The sequence below is a fragment of the Aquabacterium sp. genome (genome assembly GCF_021768455.1).
GTDB lineage: Bacteria > Pseudomonadota > Gammaproteobacteria > Burkholderiales > Burkholderiaceae_C > Aquabacterium.
Map to the genome: position 1 here is coordinate 33,362 of NZ_JAIZVX010000006.1, position 24,479 is coordinate 57,840.

Genomic DNA, 24,479 nt, shown 5'->3' on the forward strand with positions numbered 1-24,479 from the left:
AGCCCGGACTATCGGTACGGCTGGCTCGGCAAATGGGATCGGATCAACCCTTGGGCCTCTCTCCAACTGATTGGAATGGCTGGAGGGGGCAGGTCAAGGGCACGATCCAGGGTGGCAAGCGCAGGCCGGGTCGTTTCCAGGAATCGTTGCCCCTCATCCGTCAGCGACAGGCTGCGCGTGGTCCGGTTCAGCAGCCGCACCCCGAGGTGCTCTTCCAACTGCAGCAAGGCCTGGCTCGCCGCCTGAGCCGTCACGCCTTGCGACAGCGCAGCCTTGCGGATACTGCCCAACTCGACGGCCCTCGCCAACGTGGCGATGGCCCTTAACTCATTGATGGCCATAACTATTTTCAAGAAGATGAAGGTGTTAATTTAAACATCTGCTTGAATATGGTTCAAGCATTTGTCATCTAGTTGATTGAAAGAGGTGTGCCTAAAGTTCCGGACATGAACTCTTCACCCCATCGAACCGGCGGCACCCAGGTCGGACATCGCGCAGGCGTGCTGCTGCTGGTGTTGGCCAGCTACCTGATGATCGTGTTGGACATCTCCATCGTCATCACCGGCCTGCCCAAGATTCGCGAAAGCCTCGGCTTCAGCCCGGCGGCGCTGTCGTGGGTCCACACCGCCTACACACTCAGCTTTGGCGGGCTGCTGATGGCCGGCGCCCGGGCCGGCGATTTGTTCGGCCGCAAGCGCATGTTCGTGCTCGGCTTGGTGGTGTTCCTGTTGGCATCCCTGGCGATTGGCCTGGCGCCGTCTCCAGCCTTCCTGGTCGGCGCCCGGGCCGTGCAGGGCATGGGGTCGGCCATCCTCGCCCCGGCAACGCTTTCGCTGTTGTCGGTGACCTTCACCGACGGCGCCGAGCGTGCCAAGGCCCTGGGTTGGTACGGGGCCACCGCCGGCGTGGGCGCCAGTATCGGTATGGTGCTGGGTGGTGTATTGGCCGACCTGCTGTCCTGGCGTGTGGGATTTTTCATCAACGTGCCCATCGGTCTGGCACTTGTCTGGGGCGCGCTGCGCTACGTCGAGGAAACACCCAAGCACGCCGGTCGCCTCGACGTCCTCGGTGCTGTGCTGTCGACGGTGGGCATGGTTGCCCTGGTGTACGGTCTGGTCGAAGCTGCAGAAACGAGCTGGCTGGCACCGCAAAGCTGGCTGCCCCTGCTTGCCGGCACCGTGCTGCTCGCCGGATTCTTCACCCATGAAGCACGCACCGCACAGCCGCTGCTGCCGCTGCGTCTTTTCAACAACCGCGCACGTTCGGGTGCCTATGCCGCCAGGCTGCTGTTCCTGGCCGGCGTGATCGGCTTTTGGTTCTACCTGACGCAATACCTGCAGGGCGTTCTGGGCATGCGGCCATTGCAGGCGGGCATGGCCTTCCTGCCCGCCACCATCGTCCAGTTGCTGGCGGCCCTGGGCGTTTCCCGCCTGGCCCATCGCTTTGGCAATGACCGCGTGCTGGCGGCCGGCGTGGCACTGACCGCCGCAGGCATGGCCTGGCTGGCCCAAGTCGGTGCCCACAGCAGCTATCTGAGCAGTGTGGCGCTGCCCATGGTCGTCCTCGGCATCGGCCAGGGCCTGGCCTTGAGCCCGCTGACGGTCGCCGGTGTGGCCGGCGTTGCGCCCAGCGATGCGGGCGCGGCATCCGGGCTGGTGAACGCATCCCACCAACTGGGGGGCTCCGTCGGCTTGGCGATGTTGGTGGTGGTGTTCTCCGCTGCTGGCGGCTACAGCCCGGACGCCACGGTCGATCTCGCCCACCGGGTGTCGATGAGCCTGGATGCGAGCGCGGTCCTGCTGGCGCTGGCCTTGCTGGTCGTCATCAGCTGTGTTGTCCAGCGACGCCCCTTGCCAGGTGCTGCCAACGCACTGCCGGCCACCCACTGAACTTGAAAGGACAACCATGAACAAACGTCAACTTGGCCGCAGCGGTCTGGAGGTTTCGGCACTGGGCTTGGGCTGCATGGGTCTGAGCTTCGCCTATGGACCGGCGATGGATCGCGGCGCAGCCGTGCAGTTGATCCGGCAGGCCTTCGACCGAGGGGTGACCTTTTTCGATACGGCCGAGGCTTACGGTGCGCTGAATGAAGAAATGGTGGGTGAAGCGCTGGCGCCGGTGCGCGATCAGGTCGTCATCGCCACCAAGTTCGGATTCAAGGACGGCAATGCCATGGCCGGTGTGGACAGCCGGCCCGAACGCATCCGCGTCGTCGTCGAGAACTCGCTGAAACACTTGCGCACCGACTACATCGACCTGTTGTACCAGCACCGCGTCGATCCCCGGGTACCCATGGAGGATGTGGCGGGTGCGGTCAAGGACCTGATTGCCGAGGGCAAGGTGCGCCACTTCGGCTTGTCCGAGGCCGGGGAGGAGTCGATCCGCCGTGCGCATGCGGTGCAACCCATCGCAGCGTTGCAGAGTGAATATTCGCTGTGGTGGCGTGAGCCCGAGCTGAGCATCCTTCCGTTGTTGGAGGAGCTGGGCATTGGCTTCGTGCCTTTCAGTCCTCTGGGCAAGGGGTTCCTCACGGGCGCAATCACATCGAGCACTGAGTTCGCCAAGGACGACTTCCGCAATGTCGTGCCGCGCTTCAGCGCTGAGGCCCGCCAGGCCAATCAATCCCTGGTTGATGCCCTTGGCGACATCGCGCAAGCCAAGACCGCAACGCCAGCCCAAGTGGCGCTGGCCTGGTTGCTGGCCCAGCGCCCCTGGATCGCCCCCATCCCCGGCACGACGAAGCTGCACCGTCTGGAGGAGAACCTGGCGTCGACCCAGCTGACCTTGAGCCAGGCCGACCTTGAGCGCATCGCCGAGGTGCTCGCGCGCATCCCTGTGCAAGGCGCGCGCTATCCCGCCCAGCTGGCCGCCCGGGTCGGGCGCTGAAACCTAGAACCACCTTTCTGGAACATTCCCCCATGAGCTATCCCGTCAAGAGCTACGCAGCCCAATCCCCGACTGGCCCCCTCGGCCTGTTCCAATTCGACCGCCGCAGCCCGCGCGCTGACGACGTGGTCATCGATATCCTGTATTGCGGCGTCTGCCACTCGGATGTGCACAACGTGCGCAACGACTGGGGCAATGCGAAGTACCCGATGGTGCCGGGCCATGAAATCGTCGGACGCGTGTTGGAGGTTGGTCCCGAAGTCACCCGCTTCAAGGCGGGTGACCGCGTCGGTGTGGGTTGCATGGTCGAGTCCTGCCGCCACTGCGGCGCCTGCGGCAAGGGCTGGGAGCAGTATTGCGAGAACGGGGCGACCTACACCTACAACGGCACGGACCCAGTCGACGGCACGCGCACGCAAGGTGGCTACAGCGAAAAGGTCGTGGTGGCCGAGCATTTCGTGCTGAAGGTGCCGGACGCGCTGGACCTGGCCGGTGCCGCGCCGCTGCTGTGCGCCGGCATCACCACGTACTCGCCGCTGCGCCATTGGAACGTCGTTCCCGGCAGCAAGGTGGGCATTGTCGGCCTGGGCGGTCTCGGCCACATGGGCCTCAAGCTTGCCAAAGCCATGGGCGCGGAGGTCACCCTCTTCAGCCGCTCACCGGGCAAAGAGGCCGATGCGCGCCGTCTGGGTGCGGACCACATCGTCATCTCTACCGACCCGGCCCAAATGGCCGCCGTGGCCGGCCGATTCGACCTCATCATCGACACGGTGCCCTACAAGCACGATGTGAACCCCTATGTGCCTACGCTGGCCTCAGGCGGCACCATCGTCATGGTCGGCTACCTTGGCCCCCTGGAAGACTTCAACACCGGCCCGCTGGTCTTCAGCCGCAAGGGGCTGGCCGGCTCGCTGATTGGCGGCATCGCTGAAACCCAGGAGATGCTGGACTTCTGCGGCCAGCACGGCATCCACTCGGACATTGAAGTCATCCGCATCCAGGACATCAACGAGTCCTACGAGCGCATGCTCCGGTCGGACGTGAAGTACCGCTTCGTGATCGACATGGCTTCGCTCAGGCAAGAGGTGGCGGCATGACCGAAGCAGCCACGACGCCGGTGCTGAAGGTCCTGGTCGTGGGCGCCACCGGCAGCATCGGGCGGCTCGTGGTCGAGCAGGCGCTGGGTCGCGGCCACACGGTACGTGCGCTGGTCCGGGACGCGGCGCGCGCTCGATCACTGCCTGCCGCCGCGCTGCGTGTGGTCGCGGACCTGACCAAGGCGGACACGCTTGTGTCCGCAGTCGCGGACATCGACGCCATCGTTTTCACGCATGGCTCCGACGGCGGTGGAAAGCAGGGGGCCGAGCAGGTGGATTACGGCGCGGTCCGCAACGTCTTGCAGGCCCTGGGCGGCCGCCCTGTGCGCATAGCCCTGATGACATCCATCGGCACCACCAACCGCACCGGTGCCTACAACCGGTCGACGCAAGCGCATGACTGGAAGCGCCGAGGCGAACGCCTGGTGCGAGCCAGCGGCATGCCCTACACCATCGTTCGCCCAGGGTGGTTCGACTACAACGCCGCGGATCAGCATCGCCTGGTTTTCCTGCAGGGCGACAAGCGCCATGCCGGCGACCCCAGCGACGGTGTCGTCGCACGGCTGCAGATCGCGCAGGTCCTGGTGCACAGCCTGACATCCGCGCCAGCCACGGGCAAGACCCTGGAACTGGTGGCCGAGCGCGGTTCGGCCCAAGAGGACCTGGACAGATTGTTTGGCGCGCTGCTGGCCGACCGTCCCAGGGCGCTCGACGCCATCCTCGACGAGGCCAACATGCCGTTGGAGTCTGAGCCTGCACGTGTTCGTGAGGACTACGGCCAAGTGGCCACCGCCTGATCTCATCGGTGGCGCTGGCCCAGCTGGCGCGACCGGACAGCCAAGCAACAAGGAACTACCTTATGAAATCCATCGTCACAGCCGCTGCCATGGCCCTGTCCGTGCTCGACCCGGCGGTTGCCGCCGGCACTGAACTGCAAATCAGCCGTGCAGGCAGCCGGGCCGCCTACATCGCCCCTGAACAGAATTTCACCGGCAAGGTCAGCGTCGAGATGCTGCAGACCCCCAGCGGCGAGGAACGCGCCTCTGCCGGCTCGGTGAGCTTCACGCCCGGGGCGCGCACGGCCTGGCACAGTCATCCGCTCGGTCAGACCCTCATCGTTACCGCAGGCATCGGCCGCATTCAGCGGTGGGGCGGGCCGGTGGAGGAAATTCGCGTCGGCGATGTGGTTCACATTCCTCCCCACGTCAAGCATTGGCATGGCGCCGCGCCGGACAGCGCGATGACCCATATCGCCATCACCGAGATGCTCAATGGCAGCGCTGCCGATTGGATGGAGCAAGTGCCCGAGGAGCAGTATCGCGTCGCGCCGGCCACCGTGGTCAAGGCGGCGGGCGCTCAGCCCAGTCAGGGGCAGACGCTGTTCGGCGACATCGCACCGAAGTTCGCCCAGCTCACCGACGAGGTGCTGTTCGGCGATGTCTGGGCCCGTCCCGGGCTGTCCCGGCGGGATCGCAGCCTGGCGACGGTGAGCGCACTGACCGCCATGTACCGCCCGGAACAGTTGAAGGGGCACCTGGCCCTGGCGCGCCAGAACGGGCTGTCGGAAGCTGAGTTGGTCGAGGTGCTGACGCACCTGGCCTTTTACGCGGGCTGGCCCAACACGGTGACCGCCATCGGTGTGGCGCGCGACGTCTTCTCCCAGCCCAAGCCCTGACACCCATCTGCAACTCGGGAACGCATCATGAGCACGCTCAACGTCAACGGCAAAGTCCACCAGGTCGATATCGACCCCGGCACGCCCATTCTCTGGGTCTTGCGGGACAGCCTGGGCATGACCGGCACCAAGTTCGGCTGCGGTGCGGCCCTGTGTGGCGCCTGCACCGTGCACCTGGACGGCCAGGCGATTCGCGCCTGCGTCACGCCGGTTTCGGCCGTCGCAGGCCGGCGCATCACGACGGTCGAAGCCGTGACTGACGGTCGGGACCGCGTGGGCGCGGCGGTGCATGCGGCCTGGGTGAAGCATGACGTGGCGCAGTGCGGCTATTGCCAGAGTGGTCAGATCATGACGGCCACGGCCTTCCTGGCTTCGCTGCCCAAGGGGCGTTTGCCCACAGCCGAAGAAATTGACTCGGCGATGTCCGGGAACATCTGCCGTTGTGGCACCTATGACCGCATCCGTGCCGCAGTTGCCGATGCCGCCAGGGCCATGGCCTGAAGGAGCCCTCATGCAACCCGAAACCTTCATCGGCGAGCTGCCGCCCGCCTTGCGACAGCTGATCGAGCGCGAAGTCCCCGAGGGTCCGATGCCCAGACGCCAGTTTCTGAAGTTGTCCGGCGCCACCGGTCTGGCACTTGGCGCGTTCCCGGTGCTCGCCACGGCGCAGACAGCCGGTGCTGCGCCCGCGCTGAAGCCGACGCAGCAACCCTCGGCCTTTGTCGAGATTGCACCGGACGGTGGGGTGACCGTGGTGGTCAATCGCCTGGAATTCGGCCAGGGCGTGCAGACCGCGCTGCCGCTGATCCTGGCCGAGGAGCTCGACGCCGACTGGTCGCGCGTGCATAGCCGGCTGGGTGACAGCGCACCGGCCTACGTCGATCCCATCTCGGGACTGCACCTGACCGGCGGCTCTTCGAGCATCCGCAACAGCTACACCCAGTACCGCGAGCTGGGAGCCCGTGCGCGGGCCATGCTCGTGGCTGCAGCGTCCGCCCGCTGGCAGGTGCCGGCGGCGCAGCTGCGCACGCAAGCGGGTCGCGTGCTCGGGCCTGGTGGCCGCAGCGCAGGCTACGGCGAACTGGCTGCGGCCGCGATGACCCAGCCGGTGCCAACCGAGGTGCGTCTGAAGAACCCAGAGGACTTCCGCCTCATCGGGCATGCCACCACGCGCCTGGATGCCCAGGCCAAGAGCAGTGGACGTCAGAGCTTCGGCATTGACGTGCGCCTGCCCGGCATGCTCACGGCGGTCGTGGCCCGGCCGCCTGTTTTCGGCGCGAAGCTTCGCTCGGTGGACGATGCTGCGACAAAGGCCATCAAGGGGGTGAAGGGGGTGTTCCGAATTGCGCTGGACCGGGGTGCAGAGGGCGTGGCGGTGCTTGCCGACGGCTACTGGCCGGCCAAGCAGGGCCGCGATGCGCTGAAACTGGACTGGGACACGACCGGGCCTGAGAAGGTGGACAGCGCGCGCCAGCTCGCGCTGTACCGTGAACTGGCCCGGCAGCCCGGTGCCCGCCACTTCGACGCCGATATGGCGCCGCTGGCCGCTGCGCCCCAGACCCTCGAAGCCGAGTTTGCCTTTCCCTACCTCGCTCATGCGGCCATGGAGCCACTGAACTGCACCGTGCAACTCGCCGATGCCGGTGCCGAGCTGTGGACCGGCTCGCAAATGCCAGGCCTGGACGCCAGCACCGCGGCCCAGGTGCTGGGGCTCAAGCCCGAGCAGGTGCGTATTCATGTGCAGTCCTCGGGCGGCGGGTTCGGCCGGCGCGCCATGGGCAATCGCGACTATGTGGTCGACGCGTGCCGCATCGCCCAAGCTGCGCGCCAGGCAGGGCATGCAGCGCCGATCCGGCTGGTCTGGAGCCGCGAGGACGACATGAAAGGTGGGTTTTACCGGCCGATGCACCTGCACCGCGCGCGCATCGGTTTCGATGAGCGGGGCAGGGTGCTGGCTTGGGATCACGTGATCGTCGCCCAATCCATCACCGACGGCACGATGTTCGGCAACTTCATGATCAAGGGCGGCATCGATCGAACGGCTGTCGAAGGCATGCGCGATCCCTATCCGTTGCCCATGCGGCTGACGGTGCATCACCCGAAGCTCAATGTGCCCGTGCACTGGTGGCGCAGCGTCGGCAGCACGCATACCGCCTTCGTGATGGAGACCCTGATCGACGAGATTGCCCGTCGAACGAAGCAGGACCCCGTGGCCTACCGACTGACCCTGTGGGGTGAGCAGAACGCCCGACACCGCGCTGCCCTGCAGCTGGCTGTGGACAAGAGCGGCTATGGCAAGCGAGCCTTGCCCGAGGGGCGGGCTTGGGGCGTGGCGGTTCACCAGGCCTTCGGCTCGGTGGTGGCCTATGTCGTCGAGGCCTCTGTCGCTGAGGGAGGTCCGGTGCTGCACCGGGTGACCGCGGGGGTGCACTGCAACCTCGCGGTGAATCCGCGCACCGTTGAAGCCCAGGTTCAGGGGGCGGCCATGATGGGCCTGTCCATGTGCCTGCCGGGCTCGGCCATCACGCTCAAGGACGGCGTCGTCGAGCAAAGCAATTTTGGCGACTACACGGTCGCGCGCATGACCGACGCCCCGTCGTTCGACGTGCACATCGTCCCCAGCGCCGACGCGCCGACCGGCATGGGCGAACCCGGCCTGCCGCCCCTGGCGCCAGCCTTTGCGAACGCCATCGCACGCCTGACCGGCCAGCCCTTGAGAGAACTTCCGTTCCGCCTGGCCTAAGCGCCCAGCATCCCTCAGCCCATTGACATTCAGAAGGAGCAAATGATGAACAAGGACATCGTGGTCGTGATTGGAGCCGGCTACATCGGCCAGGCTATCGCCCGCCGGGTCGGTGCCGGCAAGCATCTGCTGGTGGCCAACCATACGCAAGCGGCCTCTGATGCTGCGGCAGAGGTGCTGGCCGACGCCGGCTTCGACGTCAGCACCAGCGTGGTCGACATCTCTCAGCGTGCTTCTGTAGAAGCCCTGGTCGCGAAGGCCCAGGAACTGGGGCCGATTACCGGCCTCATCCAGGCGGCAGGTCTGTCGCCGTCCCAGGCACCCATTGAGGCCATCCTGAAAGTCGACCTGTACGGCAACGCTGTGGTGCTGGAGTGCTTCGGCGCAGTGATGGCGCGTGGCGGTTCGGGCGTTGTGATTGCTTCGCAGTCCGGCCACCGGTTGCCTGCGCTGAGTCCCGAGCAAGACCATCAACTGGCCATGACGCCGACCGAAGAGCTGCTGCAACTTCCCATGCTGCAACCGGGACAAGTCAAGGACACCCTGCATGCCTATCAGCTCTCCAAGCGCGGCAACTCCTTGCGCGTGATGGCCGAGGCCGTGCGGTGGGGCCAGCGCGGCGCCCGCATCAACACCATCAGCCCCGGCATCGTGATGACCCCGCTGGCACGCGACGAACTGACCGGCCCGCGTGGCGCCGGCTACCGTCGCATGATCGAGGCGTGCGCGGTCGGACGGGCGGGAACGCCTGACGAAATCGGCAATGTGGCCGCCCTGCTGATGGGGCCGGACGGGGGCTTCATCACCGGCAGCGACATCTTGATGGATGGCGGCGTGACGGCGGCCTACAAGTTCGGCTCGCTCGCGCCAGTAGCTGGCGACCGGACCTGATCCCGATGTTCACGATCACGGCCAATAGGTGCGCCACAGCGGCCGGGACAATGCTGCTGTCCGTTGCGATGGCCTCTGCTGCCTCTCTCGACTCGGTGCCGCGCGAACACGTCAATAGCATCGGAATGCGCTTCATACGTATCCCAGCCGGCAGCTTCGAAATGGGCGCCGCCAACGATGACCACGAAGCGGGAGCCAACGAGAAGCCACGGCACTCTGTCACCATCAGCCAGGACTTCTATCTCGGCCAATTCGAGGTGACGCAAGCCCAATGGGAGGCGGTTATGGGCAGCAGCTCATTCGCGCAGGATCGCTCCAATCCGTTCTATGACCTTCCGGGGATGGCGGCTCGTTTGAATCACCCGCAGAACCCTGCCACGGTGTCCTGGAACGACGCCCAGCAATTCATCCAGCGACTGAACCAGCGAGAAAGCCACGCCCGTTACCGTCTGCCCACGGAAGCCGAATGGGAGTACGCGGCGCGAGCCGGCACCAGCTCTGCTTATTCGTTCGGCGACGATCCGCGCCAGCTCTGGCGCCATGCGTGGTACGGCGAGAACTTCGCCACCGGCTCCACGCACGCCGTGGGTCAGAAGCTGCCCAACCCATGGGGTCTCTACGACGTCCACGGCAACGTGTGGGAGTGGGTTCAGGACTGGTATGCCGAGCGCTATTCCGCCGCCGCAGTGACCGATCCTGGCGGCCCGACCTCAGGCAGCAGCAAGGTGGTACGTGGAGGTAGTTGGCACGAAACCTCTGGTAGCTGGCGCACCTCGTTTCGCAAGCCCTACGCGCCTACCTACCGCGGCATCAGCATCGGCTTTCGCCTGGCAATGAACTTGGAACGATGACCCGCGCCGTTGTACCCGTGCAGTCCTCTTCGTTGACAAGCCTGAACCACTCACCCGAGACCACACCCCATGTTAATTGGTGCCGTCCGCGTCGCACTCAGACGCCCCTACACCTTCGCCGTGATGGCGCTGTTGCTGCTCATCATCGGCCCGCTGGTGGCCCTGCGTACGCCGACCGACATCTTCCCGGAGATTCGGATTCCGGTGATTGCGGTGGCCTGGCAATACACAGGCCTGTCGCCCGACCAGATGTCGGGGCGCGTCTCGGCGCCGTTCCAGCGCATTCTGACCACCTCGGTGAATGACATCGAGCACATCGAGGCCAGCACTTACCAGGGCGTTGGCGTCGTCAAGATCTTCTTCCAACCGGGGGTCAACATTGCCACCGCCAACGCGCAGGTGACGGCGGCTTCCCAGGTCGCGCTGCGCTTGATGCCTGCGGGCATCCAGCCGCCCGTCATCCTGAACTACAACGCGGCCACGGTGCCCATCCTCCAGGTGGCGCTGTCTGGTGAGGGCTTGTCGGAGCAGCAACTGTTCGATCTGGGCATGAACACGGTGCGAACGCCCCTGGTCACGGTACCCGGCGCAGCCATTCCCCTGCCTTATGGCGGTAAGCAGCGCCAAGTCCAGATCGACGTGGACCCGGCTGCGCTTCAGGCACGAGGACTGTCTGCACAGGATATTGCAGCCGCGCTGGCTGCCCAGAACGTGCTGACGCCCATCGGCACGCAGAAAATTGGCAGCCTGGAATACCCCATCCAGCTCAACAGTGCGCCATCGGCCATTGCCGACATCGGGCGCATTCCGGTGAAGGTCGTCAACGGGACGACCATCCTGCTGAGTGATGTCGCCCAGGTTCGTGACGGCAATGCGCCGCAAACCAACATCGTTCATGTGGATGGCGGTCGCTCGGTGCTGATGTCGGTGCTCAAGAACGGATCGACCTCTACGCTGGCCATCGTTGACGGCGTGCGAGAGAAGCTGGATCAGATGCGTGCTGCGCTGCCGGAGGCACTCAAGGTGCTGCCCATCAATGACCAGTCCATCTTTGTTCGCGCCGCCGTCAAGGGCGTCGCGCTGGAAGGTGCAATTGCGGCCGTCCTCACGAGCGTGATGATCCTGCTTTTCCTGGGGAGCTGGCGCCCCACGCTCATCATCGCGGTGTCCATTCCTCTGTCCATCCTGGGCGCCATCATCGCCTTGTCAGTGTTGGGGCAGACACTCAACCTCATGACCTTGGGCGGTCTGGCGCTGGCCGTGGGCATCCTGGTGGACGACGCCACGGTGACCATCGAGAACATCAGCTGGCATCTGGAGCAAGGCAAGGATGTCGAGACGGCCATCCTGGACGGCGCGCGGCAGATCGTGGTGCCGGCACTCGTCTCGCTGCTGTGCATCTGTATCGTGCTGGTGCCGATGTTCTTCCTGGATGGCGTTTCTCGCTTCCTTTTCGTCCCGATGGCCATGGCCGTGATGTTGGCCATGGTGTGTTCGTTCATCCTGTCGCGCACCCTGGTGCCGACCCTGGCCAAGTACCTGCTGCGCCCGCACGAGGCGCACGCGAGCAACGGTACGTCGCGCAACCCCTTGGTCCGCTTCCAGAAGAAGTTCGAAGCCGGGTTCGAAGGCGTTCGAGGCCGCTACCGTGTCCTGCTGGAAGCGGCCATGGCTCGCCGCGGCCGCTTCCTGCTCGGCTTCTCAGCAACCGTCCTGGCCTCGTTTGGCTTGCTGCCTTTCATTGGAAGCAACTTCTTCCCTTCGGTGGATTCCGGCCAAATCCTGATGCACGCCCGGGTTCCGGTTGGCACACGCATCGAGGAGACCGCCACCCGATTCGCAGAGATTGAGCGCGCCATCCGCAAGGTGATTCCGGCCGCAGAGATTGAGACCTTGGTGGACAACATCGGTCTTCCACCCAGCAATATCAACCTGACCTACAACAGCACGGGTGTCTCCGGATCGCATGATGGCGACTTTCAGATTGCCCTGCGCGAGGGCCACAAGCCCACGGCGGACTACGTCAGAGAACTGCGAAAAGTGCTGCCGGATGCATTCCCGGACAGCCAGTTCTGGTTCCCGCCGGCAGACATCGTCAGCCAGATTCTGAACTTTGGCGCCCCGGCGCCCATCGACATCCAGGTTCGCGGTCGTGACCTGGATGCCAACTTCCAGTTCGCGCAGCGTCTGGCGGCTCGCCTGCGCAGTGTCTCCGGCGTCGTGGATGTGCGTATCCAGCAGTCCAACACGGCCCCGGTGTTCAACGTGGCGCTGGATCGCGCACAGGCCCAGCAACTCGGCTTGACGGCGCGAGACGTCACCAACAGTCTCGTGGTCAACCTGGCCGGTAGCAGCCAGGTTGCACCCACGTTCTGGCTCAACCCTGCCAACGGCATCAGTTATCCCATCGTGATGCAGACGCCCCAGCACGAACTCGACTCGTTGGCAGCCTTGCAGAATCTGCCGGTCGGCAACGGCAGTGCCACGGGCTCGGCAACCTTGGGGGGTGTCGCAAGTTTCGAGCGAGGCATGGGAAGCACAGTCATCAGCCACCATGACGTTCAGCCCATGGTCCAGGTCCATGCCGCGGCGCAGGGACGCGACCTGGGCGCGGTGGCGGCAGACATCCGCGCCGTGCTGACCGAGTTGCACGGTGATCTGCCCAAGGGAGCCACGGTTCAGCTGATGGGCCAGGTGCAAACCATGGACCGTGCCTTCACCGGGCTTTTTGTCGGCATTGCTGGGGCCGTACTGCTGATCTACCTGCTGGTGGTGGTGAACTTCCAGTCTTGGCGGGACCCCGCAGTCATCATCTCCGCATTGCCCGCCGCACTGGCTGGCATTGTCTGGATGCTGTTTGCCAGCCAGACGACCCTGTCGGTTCCCGCGCTGACCGGCGCCATCATGTGCATGGGCGTGGCAACGGCCAACAGCGTGTTGGTGGTGAGCTTTGCGCGTGAGCGCCTGACCGAACTTGGAGACGCCACTGCCGCCGCGCTTGAGGCGGGCTCTATGCGTTTCCGCCCCGTGCTGATGACGGCGCTGGCCATGGTCATCGGCATGCTTCCCATGGCCCTGGGCCTGGGTGAGGGCGGCGAGCAGAACGCGCCCCTCGGCCGGGCGGTCGTGGGGGGGCTGATCACCGCGACGGTGGCCACCCTGGTCTTCGTCCCCGTGCTCTTCAGTCTCGTGCATGCCCGTGACAAACGCGCGGCCAATGAATCTTCGTCTGCCGATCCCTTCAACGCATCTACGGAGCAAAGCGCTCATGCCTAATTCGATGAAATCCCTCCGGGCTCGAGCTCGGGCCCGGGCTCCGGTCCTGGTGGTCGTACTCGCTGCTGCTGGCGTCATCGCCGTCGGGCTCATCTCCCGACGCACGCAGGCCCAGGAACTACAGGCCCTGGCCGTGGCCCAGGCCGTTCCGGCCGTAAAGACTGTGGCCCCAACGTCGCTGGCTGCTGCCGAAATGGAATTGCCTGCGCGCATTGAGGCATGGGCGCGTGCTCCGCTCAACGCAAGAGTCAGTGGCTATCTGAAGGCCTGGCACGCCGACATCGGAGCCAAGGTCAAGGCCGGGCAACTGTTGGGTGAGATCGAGACGCCGGAACTGGACCAGCAACTCTCGCAAGCGCGCTCGGAACTGACCACCGCGCGCAGCAACGCTGCCCTGGCCGCAAGTACCGCCCAGCGCTGGCAGGCATTGCTGGGCAGTGATTCGGTCTCGCGCCAGGAGGTCGACGAGAAGGTGAGCGACCTCGCGGCCAAGGAGTCCCTGGCCAAAGGTCTGCAGGCCAACGTGGACCGCGTCCAGGCGACAAAGCAGTACGCTCGACTGGTCGCGCCATTCGACGGCGTCGTGACGGCGCGCAACACCGACATTGGCGCGCTGGTGACCGCGGGATCGGCACCCGGACAGGAACTCTTCGTCGTCTCCGACATCCGTCGCCTGCGCATCTATGTGACCGTGCCGCAGCGGCAAGTCCCTCGCATCCGGCTTGGCAGCGAGGCGATTCTCGCGGTGCCCGAACGCCCAGGCCAGCTCTTCAAGGCGCGTGTGGAATCGCGAGCCCAGGCCATTCAGGCAGGAACGGGAGGCATGCTGGTGCAACTGGTGGTGGACAACGCCGCCGGCGAACTGCTGCCGGGCTCCTTCGCGACCGTCAAATTCCCGCAGGCAGGCAATGCAGGCCGCCTCGGCGTTCCACCCGGCGCTCTGATCTACGGCAAGGATGGGGTTCGCGTCGCGCTCCTGCAAGGTGACAGGGCCGTCATCAAGCCGGTGAGCATCTCCAGAGACCTCGGCTCCGTGGTCGAACTGGGTGGAGGCATCGCGCCATCGGACCGCGTCATCGACAGTCCGCCCGATGGGCTGAGAAGCGGTGATCGGGTACGCGTCACCAGCGATACGAGCAAGGCATCGTCATGAGCCTCGTCAAGAATCGAGGGGCGCGAGCCTGGCTGCTTTCCCCCATCGCCCTGGCGCTGATCGCGTGCGCGCAAGTTGCGCCGGTCGCGCCACCCAGGGTCGAGGTGCCGCCGGCTTACAAGGGAGCGGCGACACCGGCTTCGCGTGACGAGTCGAGGATTTCCCTGAACTGGTGGGAACTCTACGGTGACGAGGAGCTGAATCGGCACCAGGCGGAGCTGCTTGAGCGCAGCCCGGACCTTGCCAGCGCGCTGGCACGCCATGAGCAAGCGCAAGCAGCGATGAGTGCCGTTCGTTCGACCCAAGCGCCGACGGTAGGTGTTGGCCTGGGGGCGCAGCGACTGCGGCAAAGCGAACTCAGGCCCCTGCGTGTACTGGGGCCGAACTCGCCGGATCGGTACAACAGCGCCACGGCGGAGCTGGACCTTTCCTATGAAGTCGACCTCTGGGGGCGGGTCAGGCAGCGTGTGGCCGCCGGAGAGGCCGAACTGCGCGCAGCCGATGCCGATCTTCAGGGGGCACGCCTCTCACTTCAGGCGCAGTTGGCTGACAGCTGGCTGGCACTTCGTGGAGCCGACGCCGAGCTAAGCCTGCTGCGCGAGACTTTGACGAGTTACGAGCGCGCTGTCGAACTGCTCGACGCCCGCCATCGCCAAGGAATTTCATCGGGGCTTGACCTAGCGCGCGCGCAAGGCCAGGCGGACGCAACGCGTTCACAGTTGAAGCAGGCGCAGGCGCGTCGAGCGGTGCTGGAGCATTCCGTGGCTGCCCTGATCGGTGCCAACGCCTCGACCTTCAGTGTTGCGCCGCGCGTCGTGAAGTTCACTACCCCTGCCATCCCGGTGGGCTTGCCATCGGAACTGCTGGAGCGGCGCCCCGACATTCGAGCCGCAAAAGAGCGCGTCAGTGCAGCGGCCGCGTCTGTGGGAGTGGCCAAGGCGGCCTTCTTCCCGGCCCTGACGCTGGGGGCCCAGGGCGGCTTCCAAAGCAGCGATTTCAGTCGCTTCATCGAAGCGCCCAACTTGTTCTGGGCCATTGGTCCGAGCTTGGCGGTGACCTTGTTCGATGGTGGCCGACGCAAGGCCGAGCAAGCGCGCACCGAGGCCGTCTTGGACGAAGCGGGCCAGCGCTACCGGGGCGTGGTGCTGGGCGCATTCCAGCAGGTTGAAGACCAACTCGCCTTATTGAACAACTACGCCGACGCCGCCGCCAGCGAACAAGCCGCAGCGGCGAGTGCGAACCGAGCTTTGGAAATGGCGGAGAGCCGCTACCGCGGTGGTGCCGCCAACTATCTTGACGTGCTGACTGCGCAGACTGCCCAGCTCCTCGCGCGGCGAGCCGAGTTGGACTTGCTCACCCGCCAGCGCCGCGCATCTGTGCAGCTCATTCGGGCTTTGGGGGGCGGGTGGTCTCCGGGCGCCGAGGCGTAACGACAACTTCGTCGTTGAGCTGAAATCTGGTGCTTGAGGCTAATAGGTGCTCGCCCTCGCTTGCGTCATTAGCCAGACGCCATCACGCAGTTCGAGGTCGATGTCCAGCTGCAGCGGCCAAGTTCCTCGCGCCCCCCAAATTGTTGAATCACGAGCAAAACTGAGCCACTGAAGGGCGGGGGTGCGGACGAATTCTTGGACTACCTTCAGGTAGTAGTTCATGTATTCATACGAGGATCGGCTGCGAGCCGTGCAGCTCTACATCAAGTTGGGCAAACGTATTGGGTTGACCATTCGCCAGCTCGGCTATCCAACGAAGAACGCGCTCAGGAACTGGTACCGCGAATTCGAGACGAGCCAAGACTTGCGCGCAGGTTACGCACGTCGGCCCAGGTACTCCGAGGCGGACAAACGCCGGGCAGTGGAGCATTACCTTGAGCACGGCCGCTGCATCGCGCTGACGATCAAGGCGCTCGGCTATTCCTCAAGGGCAATGTTGTCTGCGTGGCTTCAAGAGCTCCATCCGCAGGATGGCGTGCGTGTCGTTAGCCGATCCCCGGAGCTGCCCCCCGAAGCCAAGCAGTCTGCGGTGATTGCCTTGTGCACACGCCACTCCAGCGCGCAGACTGTCGCCAACGAGGTTGGCGTGTGTCGTGGCTCGCTGTAAAGTGGAAGAATCAACTGCTCGGCCGCGACGTATCCGCATCGATGAAGCGCAAGCAAGACGCCCCCGCAAGCTCCGATCAAGCAGCCTTGGAACAACAGCTAGAAGCGCTGCGACAGGACGTCAGGCGGTTGCAGCTCGAGAAGGACCTGCTGAAGAAGGCGAACGAACTCCTAAAAAAAGAACTGGGCATCGACCAGCAGGACCTGACGAATCGGGAGAAGACACTGTTGGTTGATGCCCTGAAGGCCACTTACTCGGTGACGGACCTGCTCTGCGAGCTCAAGCTGCCACGCAGTTCCTATTTCTACCATCGGGCCCGACTTCAAGTGGCCGAGAAGTATGCCGACGTGCGCAAGGCCATGACCGACATCTTTGAGCGCAACTACAGGTGCTACGGCTCCCGGCGGATACACGCCTCGCTGGCCGACCGGTCGATGACCGTGTCTGAGAAGGTTGTGCGGCGCCTGATGAAGGAAGAATGCCTGGTTGCCGCAACAAGTAAGCGTCGTCGGTACGGCTCGTACATGGGTGAGATCAGCCCCGCGCCGGACAATCTCCTCAACCGAGATTTCAGCGCCAGTGCACCGAACGAGAAGTGGCTCACCGACATTACGGAATTCCATATCCCGGCCGGCAAGGTCTACTTGTCGCCCATGATCGATTGCTTCGATGGCATGGTCGTGAGCTGGTCAATCGGCACTCGACCAAATGCCGAGCTGGTCAACACGATGCTGGATTCGGCCATCGACAAGATTGCTACCAGCAGCTCCAGGCCCGTGGTGCATTCGGACCGCGGTGCCCACTATCGCTGGCCGGGCTGGCTATCGCGGATTACCGACGCCAAGATGATTCGATCCATGTCGCGCAAAGGGTGTTCGCCTGACAACGCTGCATGTGAGGGCTTCTTCGGCCGCTTGAAGATCGAGATGTTCTTCTCTCGCGACTGGCTGCACACGACCATCGACGAGTTCATCGCCTGCTTGGACACATACATCCGGTGGTACAACGAGGCGCGGATCAAAGTCTCCCTTGGTGCTCGCAGCCCTGTCGAGCATCGCCAAAGCCTGGGAATCGCCGTTTAACCAGTCCAAGTTTTCTGCCGCACCCCCCACATCGAGCGAGGACTGCGCTCGGTCGGCCTCTGACATCCTGATCCTCGGACGGCGCGAAAAACACCAGTGCGCCGAGCACACCCGCGGCTGTTACAGGTTTCGACAGACCTTATTCAAACGCTGCATGTCGGGCGGGCAAAAATCAGCGCATTCGACAGGTCTTGAGGCCTTCAAAACTGTTGCGCCTTACCTGGGAAGAGTCCGACAGACCTTATTCCAACCGATCACCAGTCAAAAGCCCCCAGCACCTCACTCCACCGTGACGCTCTTGGCCAGGTTGCGGGGCTTGTCGACGTCGGTGCCCTTGGCGCAGGCCGTGTGATACGCCAGCAACTGCAGCGGCACAACGTGCAAGATCGCTGACAAGGCACCGTAGTGCTCGGGCAGGCGGATCACGTGGATGCCGGGCTCGGCCTGGATCTGCGTGTCGGCGTCGGCGCACACATAGAGCTCACCGCCGCGGGCCTTCACTTCCTGCATGTTGCTCTTGAGCTTTTCCAGCAGGGCGTCGTGGGGGGCCACCACCACCACGGGCATCTCGGCGGTCACCAGGGCCAGGGGGCCGTGCTTGAGTTCACCGGCCGGGTAGGCCTCGGCGTGGATGTAGCTGATCTCTTTCAGCTTCAGCGCGCCTTCGAGGGCGATGGGGTAATGCAGGCCGCGGCCCAGGAACAGGGCGTTGTCCTTGCGGGCAAAGGACTCGGCCCAGGCGATCACCTGGGGCTCCAGCGCCAGCACGCTTTGCAGCGCGGCGGGCAGGTGGCGCATGGCCTTGAGGTGGCCAGCTTCGGCCTCGGCGCTCAGGTGGCCGCGCAGCTTGGCCAGGGTCAGCGTGAGCAGGAACAGCGCCGCCAGCTGGGTGGTGAAAGCCTTGGTCGAGGCCACGCCAATTTCCACACCGGCGCGGGTCACGTAGGCCAGCTTGCACTCGCGCACCATGGCACTGGTGCTGACGTTGCAGATGGTCAGCGTCTGCTCCATGCCCAGGCTGCGAGCGTGCTTGAGTGCGGCGATGGTGTCGGCCGTTTCGCCCGACTGGCTGATGGTCACGATCAGGGTGCGCGCATCGGGCACGCTGTCGCGGTAGCGGTACTCGCTGGCGATCTCCACCTGCGTGGGGATCTTCGCGATGGACTCCAGCCAGTACTTCGCGGCCGAGCCCGAGTAGTAGCTGGTGCCGCAGGCCAGGATCAGCACGCGGTCGATCTGGCCGAACACGGCCTCGGCCTGCTCGCCAAACAGCGTGGGCGTGATGGCCTCGACGCCTTCCAGCGTGTCGGCAATGGCGCGCGGCTGCTCGAAGATTTCCTTCTGCATGTAGTGGCGATAGGGGCCCAGCTCGACGGCGCCGCTGTGCGCGGTCACGGTGCGCACGGGGCGCTCTTCAGGGCTCACGCGCTGGTGGACTTCGCTGCCGGCGGCCTTGTGCTCGATCCAGTGGCGGCCCGGCTGCAGGTCGACCACGTCGCCCTCTTCCAGGTAGACGATCTGGTCGGTCACACCGGCCAGGGCCATGGCATCGGAGGCCAGGAAGCGCTCGCTGGCGTCCACGCCGCCCACGCCCATGATCAGGGGCGAGCCCTGGCGTGCGCCGATCACGCGCTGGGGTTCATCGCGGTGGAACACGGCAATGGCGTAGGCGCCCGTGAGGCGCGAGGTGGCGGCCTTGACGGCGGCAAACAGGTCGCCGTCGTAGAGGTGGTCGACCAGGTGGGCGATCACCTCGGTGTCGGTCTGGCTCAGGAACACGTAGCCCTTGGCCTGCAGTTCGGCGCGCAGTTGCTCGTGGTTCTCGATGATGCCGTTGTGGACCAGGGCGACGCGGCCCGGCTTGGCCGTGGCGGCATCGGCACCCGGGCCGTGGGAGAAGTGCGGGTGGGCGTTGTGCACGGCGGGCGCGCCGTGGGTGGCCCAGCGGGTGTGGGCGATGCCCAGGGTGCTGGCAATGCCTTCTTCGGCGGCCTGGCCGTTGAGCTCGGCAACGCGCTGGGTGCTGCGCGAACGGCGCAGGGCCCCGTCTTGCAGCACGGCCACGCCGCAGGAGTCGTAACCGCGGTATTCCAGGCGCTTGAGGCCTTCAACGAGGACGGGAACGATGTTGCGCGAACCGACCGCGCCGACGATGCCACACATGCTGCTTCTCCTGAAACCTTGAGCGATGGCAGGATGCTAGCCACGTCAGCGAGAAATGTTCATCCTTTATTGGGTGACTTTTGCACGATTCACCCAACACCACCCATACATGGGTGACTTTCATCACCAATCCCATTCATTTGAATTATTCTTCCACGCATGAGCACCCTGGAACTCGACGACATCGACCTGCGCCTGCTGGACCTGTTGCAGGCAGACGCCAGCCTGTCCAACCAGGCGCTGTCGGAGCGCGCCGGCCTCTCGGCCGCGACCTGTCACCGGCGCGTCAAGCGCCTGCGCGACACGGGGGTGATCGAGTCCGTGGTGGCCATCGTCTCACCGCAGAAACTGGCCGAGGCCTGCGGCTGGGGCTTGAGCGCCCTGGTCGAGGTCAGCCTCGATGTGCAGACCAGCGAGGCGCTCGACGCCTTCGAAGCCCGCGCCGCGGCCGAGCCCGCGGTGCAGCAGTGCTGGCGGGTGTCGCCCGGCCCGGATTTCGTGATCGTGGCCCAGGTGGCCGACATGCCCGCCTACCTCGAACTGGCCAGGCGCCTCTTCAACCAGGACGGCCAGGTGCGCAATGTGCGCGCCTTCTTCGCCACCAAACGCGCCAAGTTCGGCACGCAGTTGCCACTGCCAACGGCCAGCGCGAAGCGCACGCCCACCTGAGCGTCACCGCTGAGGGGCGGGCTCGGGTGCAAGCGGGTCGACCAGGCGGGTTTCTGTGCGCAGGTTCAGCGGCTTGCCGTCCAGCAGATGCTGGCGGACCTGTTCTGCCGCACGGGCCAGTTGCTGGGCTCGGGCCGTGTCGACCGGGCGCCCACCCAGAGGGCCTTCTTTGTCCAGCGCGGGCAGGGCCTTGAGCAACTCTTCGTCCGACATGCGGGCGAGTTCGTCCACCGTGGGCTTGTGGTCGGCCGCTGTGCGAGCCGGTGCACGCGCCAAGGCTTCGGTCTGGGGTGGCTGGCGGGCCGCGGCATCGGCCGCAACATCGGCCGCGCCAGGGCGGCCGGCGTCCGGCAGAGCGGCGTACTGGTCGGACAAGGCCTGATCGATCTGGTTCTGAGCGGCCAGGTGCGCGGCCAGAAAGCCGACCACGCCAACCACCACCACCGAGGCCACGCCCCCCACCACCATCACCCGGCGCGGCAGCTGCCACCAACGGGTTTCGGGCATCACGCGGGGGGTGAGCCAGTCCATGTCGACGCGGGTGTTGGGGCCGGTATCGGGCTCGTCGTCCACCGCGTTGTCGAAGCGGGGCTGCGGGCGCGAAGGGGTCAGGCTGGCGTCGTAGTGGCTGCGCAGAACGGGATCGATCAGGATCTCGTAGGCCGCATTCAGGGCGGCCATGTCGGAGTGGGCCGCGTCGTCCGGACCGGTGCTGCCACCCAGGCGATCGGGGTGCAGCTTGGCGGCCAATGCACGGTAAGCCGCCCGGATCACCTCCGCGGGGGCATCGTTCGACACCTTCAGTCGTTGGTAGTGGTTCACGGGTCGAGGGATCCTGCGTTTTTTTGACGGCCGATGCCTGTCATGTTAGCGGTTCGCCCCGGCCCGGCCACCCGGAGCGGCCCTCAGCGCTTGGCTTTCTGGGGGCGATTCCAGCCCGCCAGGCTGACCTGCTTGGCACGCGCCACGGTGAGCTGACCTGCCGGAGCGTCCTTCGCAATGGTGCTGCCACCGCCAATGGTGGCGCCATCCCCCAGCTGGATGGGCGCGATCAGCACGCAGTTGGAGCCCACGTGCACGTCGTTGCCGATCACGGTGCGGTGCTTGTTGGCACCGTCGTAGTTGGCCGTGATGCTGCCGGCGCCGTAGTTGACGCGCTCGCCCACGGTGGCATCACCCAGGTAGGCCAGGTGGTTGGCCTTGGCTCCCTTGGCCAGCGTGCTGTTCTTCACCTCGACAAAGTTGCCGATGTGGACCTCGTCGCCCAACTCGGCGCCGGGGCGCAGGCGGGCAAAGGGGCCGATCAGCGCGCCCGCACCCACGGTCGCACCCTGGGTGTCGCCATCGATGTGGGTGAAGGGGTGGATGACGGTGCCCGCGCCGATGGTGGCGTTGCGGATCACGCAGTTGGCGCCGATCTGCACGCCATCGGCCAGGGTCACCTTGCCTTCGAAGACGCAGTTGACGTCGATGTCGACGTCGGCGCCGCACTGCAGGCTGCCGCGCAGATCGAAGCGGGCCGGATCGGCCAGGCGCACGCCCTGCTCCATCAGGCGATTCGCCTGGGCACGCTGGTGGCGGCGCTCCAGTTCGGCCAGCTGAGCGGGGCTGTTGACGCCCAGCACCTCGACCTCGTCCTTGGGTTGGGCGGCCACGACCTTCACGCCATCGGCCTGGGCCATGGCGACCACGTCGGTCAGGTAGTACTCGCCTTGGGCGTTGCGGTTGTCCAGGCGGGCCAGCCACTGCTTGAGGCGGGCCGTGGGCGCGGCCATCATGCCGGTGTAGACCTCGCGGATGTCGCGCTGCGCGGGCGAGGCATCCTTGTGCTCGACGATGGCCAGCACCTGCTCGCCCGAGGCGTCGCGCACGATGCGGCCGTAGCCGGTGGCGTCGGCCAGGGTGATGGTCAGCAGGGCCAGGTGCTCGCCCGCACAGGCGTCGACCAGAGCCTGGGCGGTGCTGGCTTCGATCAGGGGCGTGTCGCCATTGAGGATGAGGGTGGTGCCGCCTTCGGGCAGCACGGGCACGGCCTGCTGCACGGCGTGGCCCGTGCCCAGTTGGGGCTCCTGGCGCACGAAACGCAGCGGTGCCTGGGCAAAGGCCGCTGTCATGCTGCTTTCCACCAGTTCGGCGCCGTGGCCGGTGACCACGACCTGCTGATCCGCCTGCAGGCTGGCGGTGGTGCCGATCACATGCGCCAGCATCGGACGCCCGGCCAGCTTGTGCAGCACCTTGGGGCGCGAAGACTTCATGCGGGTGCCTTTGCCCGCGGCCATGATGACGATGGAAAGCGACATGGTGTGTTTATCGTTGGGATTCGGGAAGTGTGGCGGGCGCGACCGGCTCGGGGGCATCGGCCTCGGCACCGTCGAGCGAGACGGTCACGGTGCGGCGGCTGCCCGGCGCCTGAGGGAAGCCCTGCAGGGCCGCACGGAACAGGGGGGCCCACAGGGCCGGATCGGCGGCGCCCATGCGATCGGCGCTCGCGCGGCTTTCATAGAGCAGCTGCTTGCTGCGCGCATCGCGGACCAGCACGCTGGCCTGCATCTGCACCCAGGGGGGCTCGGCGCTCATGGCCAGGCCCATGCCGCCCATGCCCCACCAGCCGCCCTGAATGGCGTAGGCCGGGTAGACCCAGCGTGGGGGCTCGCCCTTCTTGCGCGAGGGCACCAGCACCGGCGCGGCCGCATAGGGCTGGAAGAAGGGGTCGGGCCGCACGCGACGGTCCACCTGCACCTGCAGGCCCAGCTGCACCGTGTAGGCCGCCTGCTCGGGTGAAGCCGCGAGGCTGAAACCTTCGGCGGCCAGCGCCGGTTGCGCGGCGGCTTCCAGTTCGGCCTGGCGTGCGGGCTCGCTGTCCTGCGAGGGCAGGCGTTCGAACACATAGGGTCCGGCCTGCCGCCCCGCCGGCCATTCGCCAAAGGTCGCGACCTCGGTGCGCACATCGCGCAGGCTGGCGCAACCGCTCAGCCCCACCCCGCACAGCGTCAGCCAGCAGACCATCCACAGGCCACGGCGCACGGCAGGGTGCAGGCTCATGGCTCAGGCCTCCTGGCCAGCCTTGCGGATGGGGATCACCGACAGCGGCACCCCGATCTCGGCGGGCAGGCCATCGGTGGGGGTGCCGCAGCCCTCGTCCTCGTCAAAGGCGATGTCGCCCCCAGGCACCGGGGCCCCGGTGGCGCGGACCGTCTCGAAGGGGTAGAGCTGGCGGTCCATCAAATGCGAAGGCACCACATTCGCCAGGGCGGTGAACATGTTGTCGACCCGACCGGGGAATTTGCGGTCCCAGCCCTGGATCATCTCCTTCATGGCCTGGCGCTGCAGGCCGTCCTGGCTGCCGCAGAGGTTGCAGGGGATGATGGGGAACTCGCGGTGGGCGGCGAAGCGCTCGATGTCCTGCTCACGGCAATAGGCCATGGGGCGGATCACGGTGTGCTCGCCGTTGTCGGTGACCATCTTGGCCGGCATGCCCTTCAAGCGCGAGTTGAAGAACATGTTCATCAACAAGGTCTCCAGGATGTCGTCGCGGTGGTGGCCCAGGGCGATCTTGGTGCAGCCCAGCTCCTTGGCCACGCGGTAGAGGATGCCGCGGCGCAGGCGCGAGCACAGGCTGCAGGTGGTCTTGCCCTCGGGGATGACCTTCTTGACCACGCTGTAGGTGTCCTGTTCCTCGATGCGGAAGGGCACGCCCACCTTGGTGAGGTACTCGGGCAGCACGTGCTCGGGGAAGCCGGGCTGCTTCTGATCGAGGTTGACGGCCACCAGCTCGAACTTGATCGGCGCGCGGCGCTGCAGGTTCATCAGGATGTCGAGCATGGCGTAGCTGTCCTTGCCGCCCGACATGCAGACCATGACCTTGTCGCCCTCTTCGATCATGTTGAAGTCGGCGA

19 protein-coding genes and 1 pseudogene are annotated in these 24,479 nt (G+C 65.7%); 14 read left to right on the plus strand and 6 right to left on the minus strand.

Translation table 11 applies throughout. From position 1 onward, the window contains the following. Window positions 1-95: 95 nt before the first annotated feature. Window positions 96-341: pseudogene (locus tag QZ994_RS01655) on the minus strand (LysR family transcriptional regulator); the annotation flags it as partial. Window positions 342-446: 105 nt separating this feature from the next. On the opposite strand from QZ994_RS01655, the gene QZ994_RS01660 reads away from it, so the two are divergent. From QZ994_RS01660 to QZ994_RS01720, 13 genes are all read left to right on the plus strand, one after another. Further along, entirely contained in the window at window positions 447-1,889 is a 1,443-nt protein-coding gene (locus QZ994_RS01660; RefSeq protein ID WP_290867341.1) for an MFS transporter, read from the plus strand. A gap of 16 nt (window positions 1,890-1,905) precedes the next feature. Beyond that, window positions 1,906-2,886 carry an aldo/keto reductase gene (locus tag QZ994_RS01665; protein WP_290867343.1) on the plus strand — a complete coding sequence of 327 codons (981 nt, stop codon included), beginning with the start codon at window positions 1,906-1,908 and terminating at the stop codon, window positions 2,884-2,886. A 32-nt stretch (window positions 2,887-2,918) separates the two neighbouring features. Next, window positions 2,919-3,983 carry an NAD(P)-dependent alcohol dehydrogenase gene (locus tag QZ994_RS01670; RefSeq protein WP_290867345.1) on the plus strand — a complete coding sequence of 355 codons (1,065 nt, stop codon included), beginning with the start codon at window positions 2,919-2,921 and terminating at the stop codon, window positions 3,981-3,983. Further along, window positions 3,980-4,780: an SDR family oxidoreductase gene (locus QZ994_RS01675; protein WP_290867347.1), complete on the plus strand. Its 801-nt coding sequence runs from the start codon at window positions 3,980-3,982 to the stop codon at window positions 4,778-4,780. Before QZ994_RS01670 ends, QZ994_RS01675 begins: the two co-directional genes overlap by 4 nt. 62 nt (window positions 4,781-4,842) lie before the next feature. Next, window positions 4,843-5,658, plus strand: a complete 816-nt coding sequence (locus tag QZ994_RS01680; protein ID WP_290867349.1) for a carboxymuconolactone decarboxylase family protein — start codon at window positions 4,843-4,845, stop codon at window positions 5,656-5,658. A gap of 27 nt (window positions 5,659-5,685) precedes the next feature. Further along, on the plus strand, window positions 5,686-6,159 hold the full coding sequence (locus QZ994_RS01685; RefSeq protein WP_290867351.1) for a (2Fe-2S)-binding protein: 474 nt from the start codon (window positions 5,686-5,688) through the stop codon (window positions 6,157-6,159). Between the two features lie 10 nt (window positions 6,160-6,169). Beyond that, the gene (locus QZ994_RS01690) at window positions 6,170-8,401 is read left to right on the plus strand and encodes a xanthine dehydrogenase family protein molybdopterin-binding subunit (protein ID WP_290867353.1); all 2,232 of its coding nucleotides are present in this window, start codon (window positions 6,170-6,172) and stop codon (window positions 8,399-8,401) included. Window positions 8,402-8,446: 45 nt separating this feature from the next. Next, window positions 8,447-9,292, plus strand: coding sequence for an SDR family oxidoreductase (locus QZ994_RS01695; RefSeq protein WP_290867354.1), 846 nt, complete (start codon window positions 8,447-8,449; stop codon window positions 9,290-9,292). Between the two features lie 5 nt (window positions 9,293-9,297). Next, complete coding sequence (locus tag QZ994_RS01700; RefSeq protein WP_290867356.1) at window positions 9,298-10,143, plus strand: formylglycine-generating enzyme family protein; 846 nt, start codon at window positions 9,298-9,300, stop codon at window positions 10,141-10,143. A gap of 69 nt (window positions 10,144-10,212) precedes the next feature. Continuing rightward, entirely contained in the window at window positions 10,213-13,419 is a 3,207-nt protein-coding gene (locus tag QZ994_RS01705; RefSeq protein WP_290867358.1) for an efflux RND transporter permease subunit, read from the plus strand. Next, complete coding sequence (locus QZ994_RS01710; RefSeq protein WP_290867360.1) at window positions 13,412-14,572, plus strand: efflux RND transporter periplasmic adaptor subunit; 1,161 nt, start codon at window positions 13,412-13,414, stop codon at window positions 14,570-14,572. Before QZ994_RS01705 ends, QZ994_RS01710 begins: the two co-directional genes overlap by 8 nt. Then, the gene (locus QZ994_RS01715; protein ID WP_290867362.1) at window positions 14,569-16,002 is read left to right on the plus strand and encodes an efflux transporter outer membrane subunit; all 1,434 of its coding nucleotides are present in this window, start codon (window positions 14,569-14,571) and stop codon (window positions 16,000-16,002) included. The genes QZ994_RS01710 and QZ994_RS01715 overlap by 4 nt, the downstream gene beginning before the upstream one ends. Before the next feature lie 220 nt (window positions 16,003-16,222). Further along, window positions 16,223-17,751, plus strand: a protein-coding gene (locus QZ994_RS01720) for an IS3 family transposase (protein ID WP_290867364.1) whose coding sequence is annotated in 2 segments (ribosomal slippage) — window positions 16,223-16,667 and window positions 16,667-17,751 — 1,530 coding nt in all. Because the reading frame shifts where the segments join, the coding sequence is not laid out codon by codon here. A gap of 279 nt (window positions 17,752-18,030) precedes the next feature. On the opposite strand, the gene glmS is transcribed toward QZ994_RS01720, so the two are convergent. Next, a complete protein-coding gene (gene glmS, locus QZ994_RS01725; protein ID WP_290867366.1) occupies window positions 18,031-19,914 on the minus strand; it encodes a glutamine--fructose-6-phosphate transaminase (isomerizing) in 1,884 nt (627 codons plus the stop codon). Between the two features lie 159 nt (window positions 19,915-20,073). Between glmS and QZ994_RS01730 the strand changes: the two genes are divergently transcribed. Beyond that, window positions 20,074-20,583, plus strand: coding sequence for an Lrp/AsnC family transcriptional regulator (locus tag QZ994_RS01730; RefSeq protein ID WP_290867367.1), 510 nt, complete (start codon window positions 20,074-20,076; stop codon window positions 20,581-20,583). 3 nt (window positions 20,584-20,586) lie between these two features. On the opposite strand, the gene QZ994_RS01735 is transcribed toward QZ994_RS01730, so the two are convergent. The 4 genes from QZ994_RS01735 to ttcA form a co-directional block, all read right to left on the minus strand. Beyond that, window positions 20,587-21,405 carry a J domain-containing protein gene (locus QZ994_RS01735; protein WP_290867369.1) on the minus strand — a complete coding sequence of 273 codons (819 nt, stop codon included), beginning with the start codon at window positions 21,403-21,405 and terminating at the stop codon, window positions 20,587-20,589. 83 nt (window positions 21,406-21,488) lie between these two features. Continuing rightward, complete coding sequence (gene glmU / locus QZ994_RS01740) at window positions 21,489-22,883, minus strand: bifunctional UDP-N-acetylglucosamine diphosphorylase/glucosamine-1-phosphate N-acetyltransferase GlmU (protein ID WP_290867371.1); 1,395 nt, start codon at window positions 22,881-22,883, stop codon at window positions 21,489-21,491. Between the two features lie 7 nt (window positions 22,884-22,890). Next, window positions 22,891-23,625 (minus strand): DUF4136 domain-containing protein, encoded by a 735-nt coding sequence (locus QZ994_RS01745; protein WP_290867373.1) that lies wholly within the window; start codon window positions 23,623-23,625, stop codon window positions 22,891-22,893. A 3-nt stretch (window positions 23,626-23,628) separates the two neighbouring features. After that, on the minus strand, window positions 23,629-24,479 hold an 851-nt coding region (gene ttcA / locus QZ994_RS01750), incomplete at its 5' end, for a tRNA 2-thiocytidine(32) synthetase TtcA (RefSeq protein WP_290867375.1).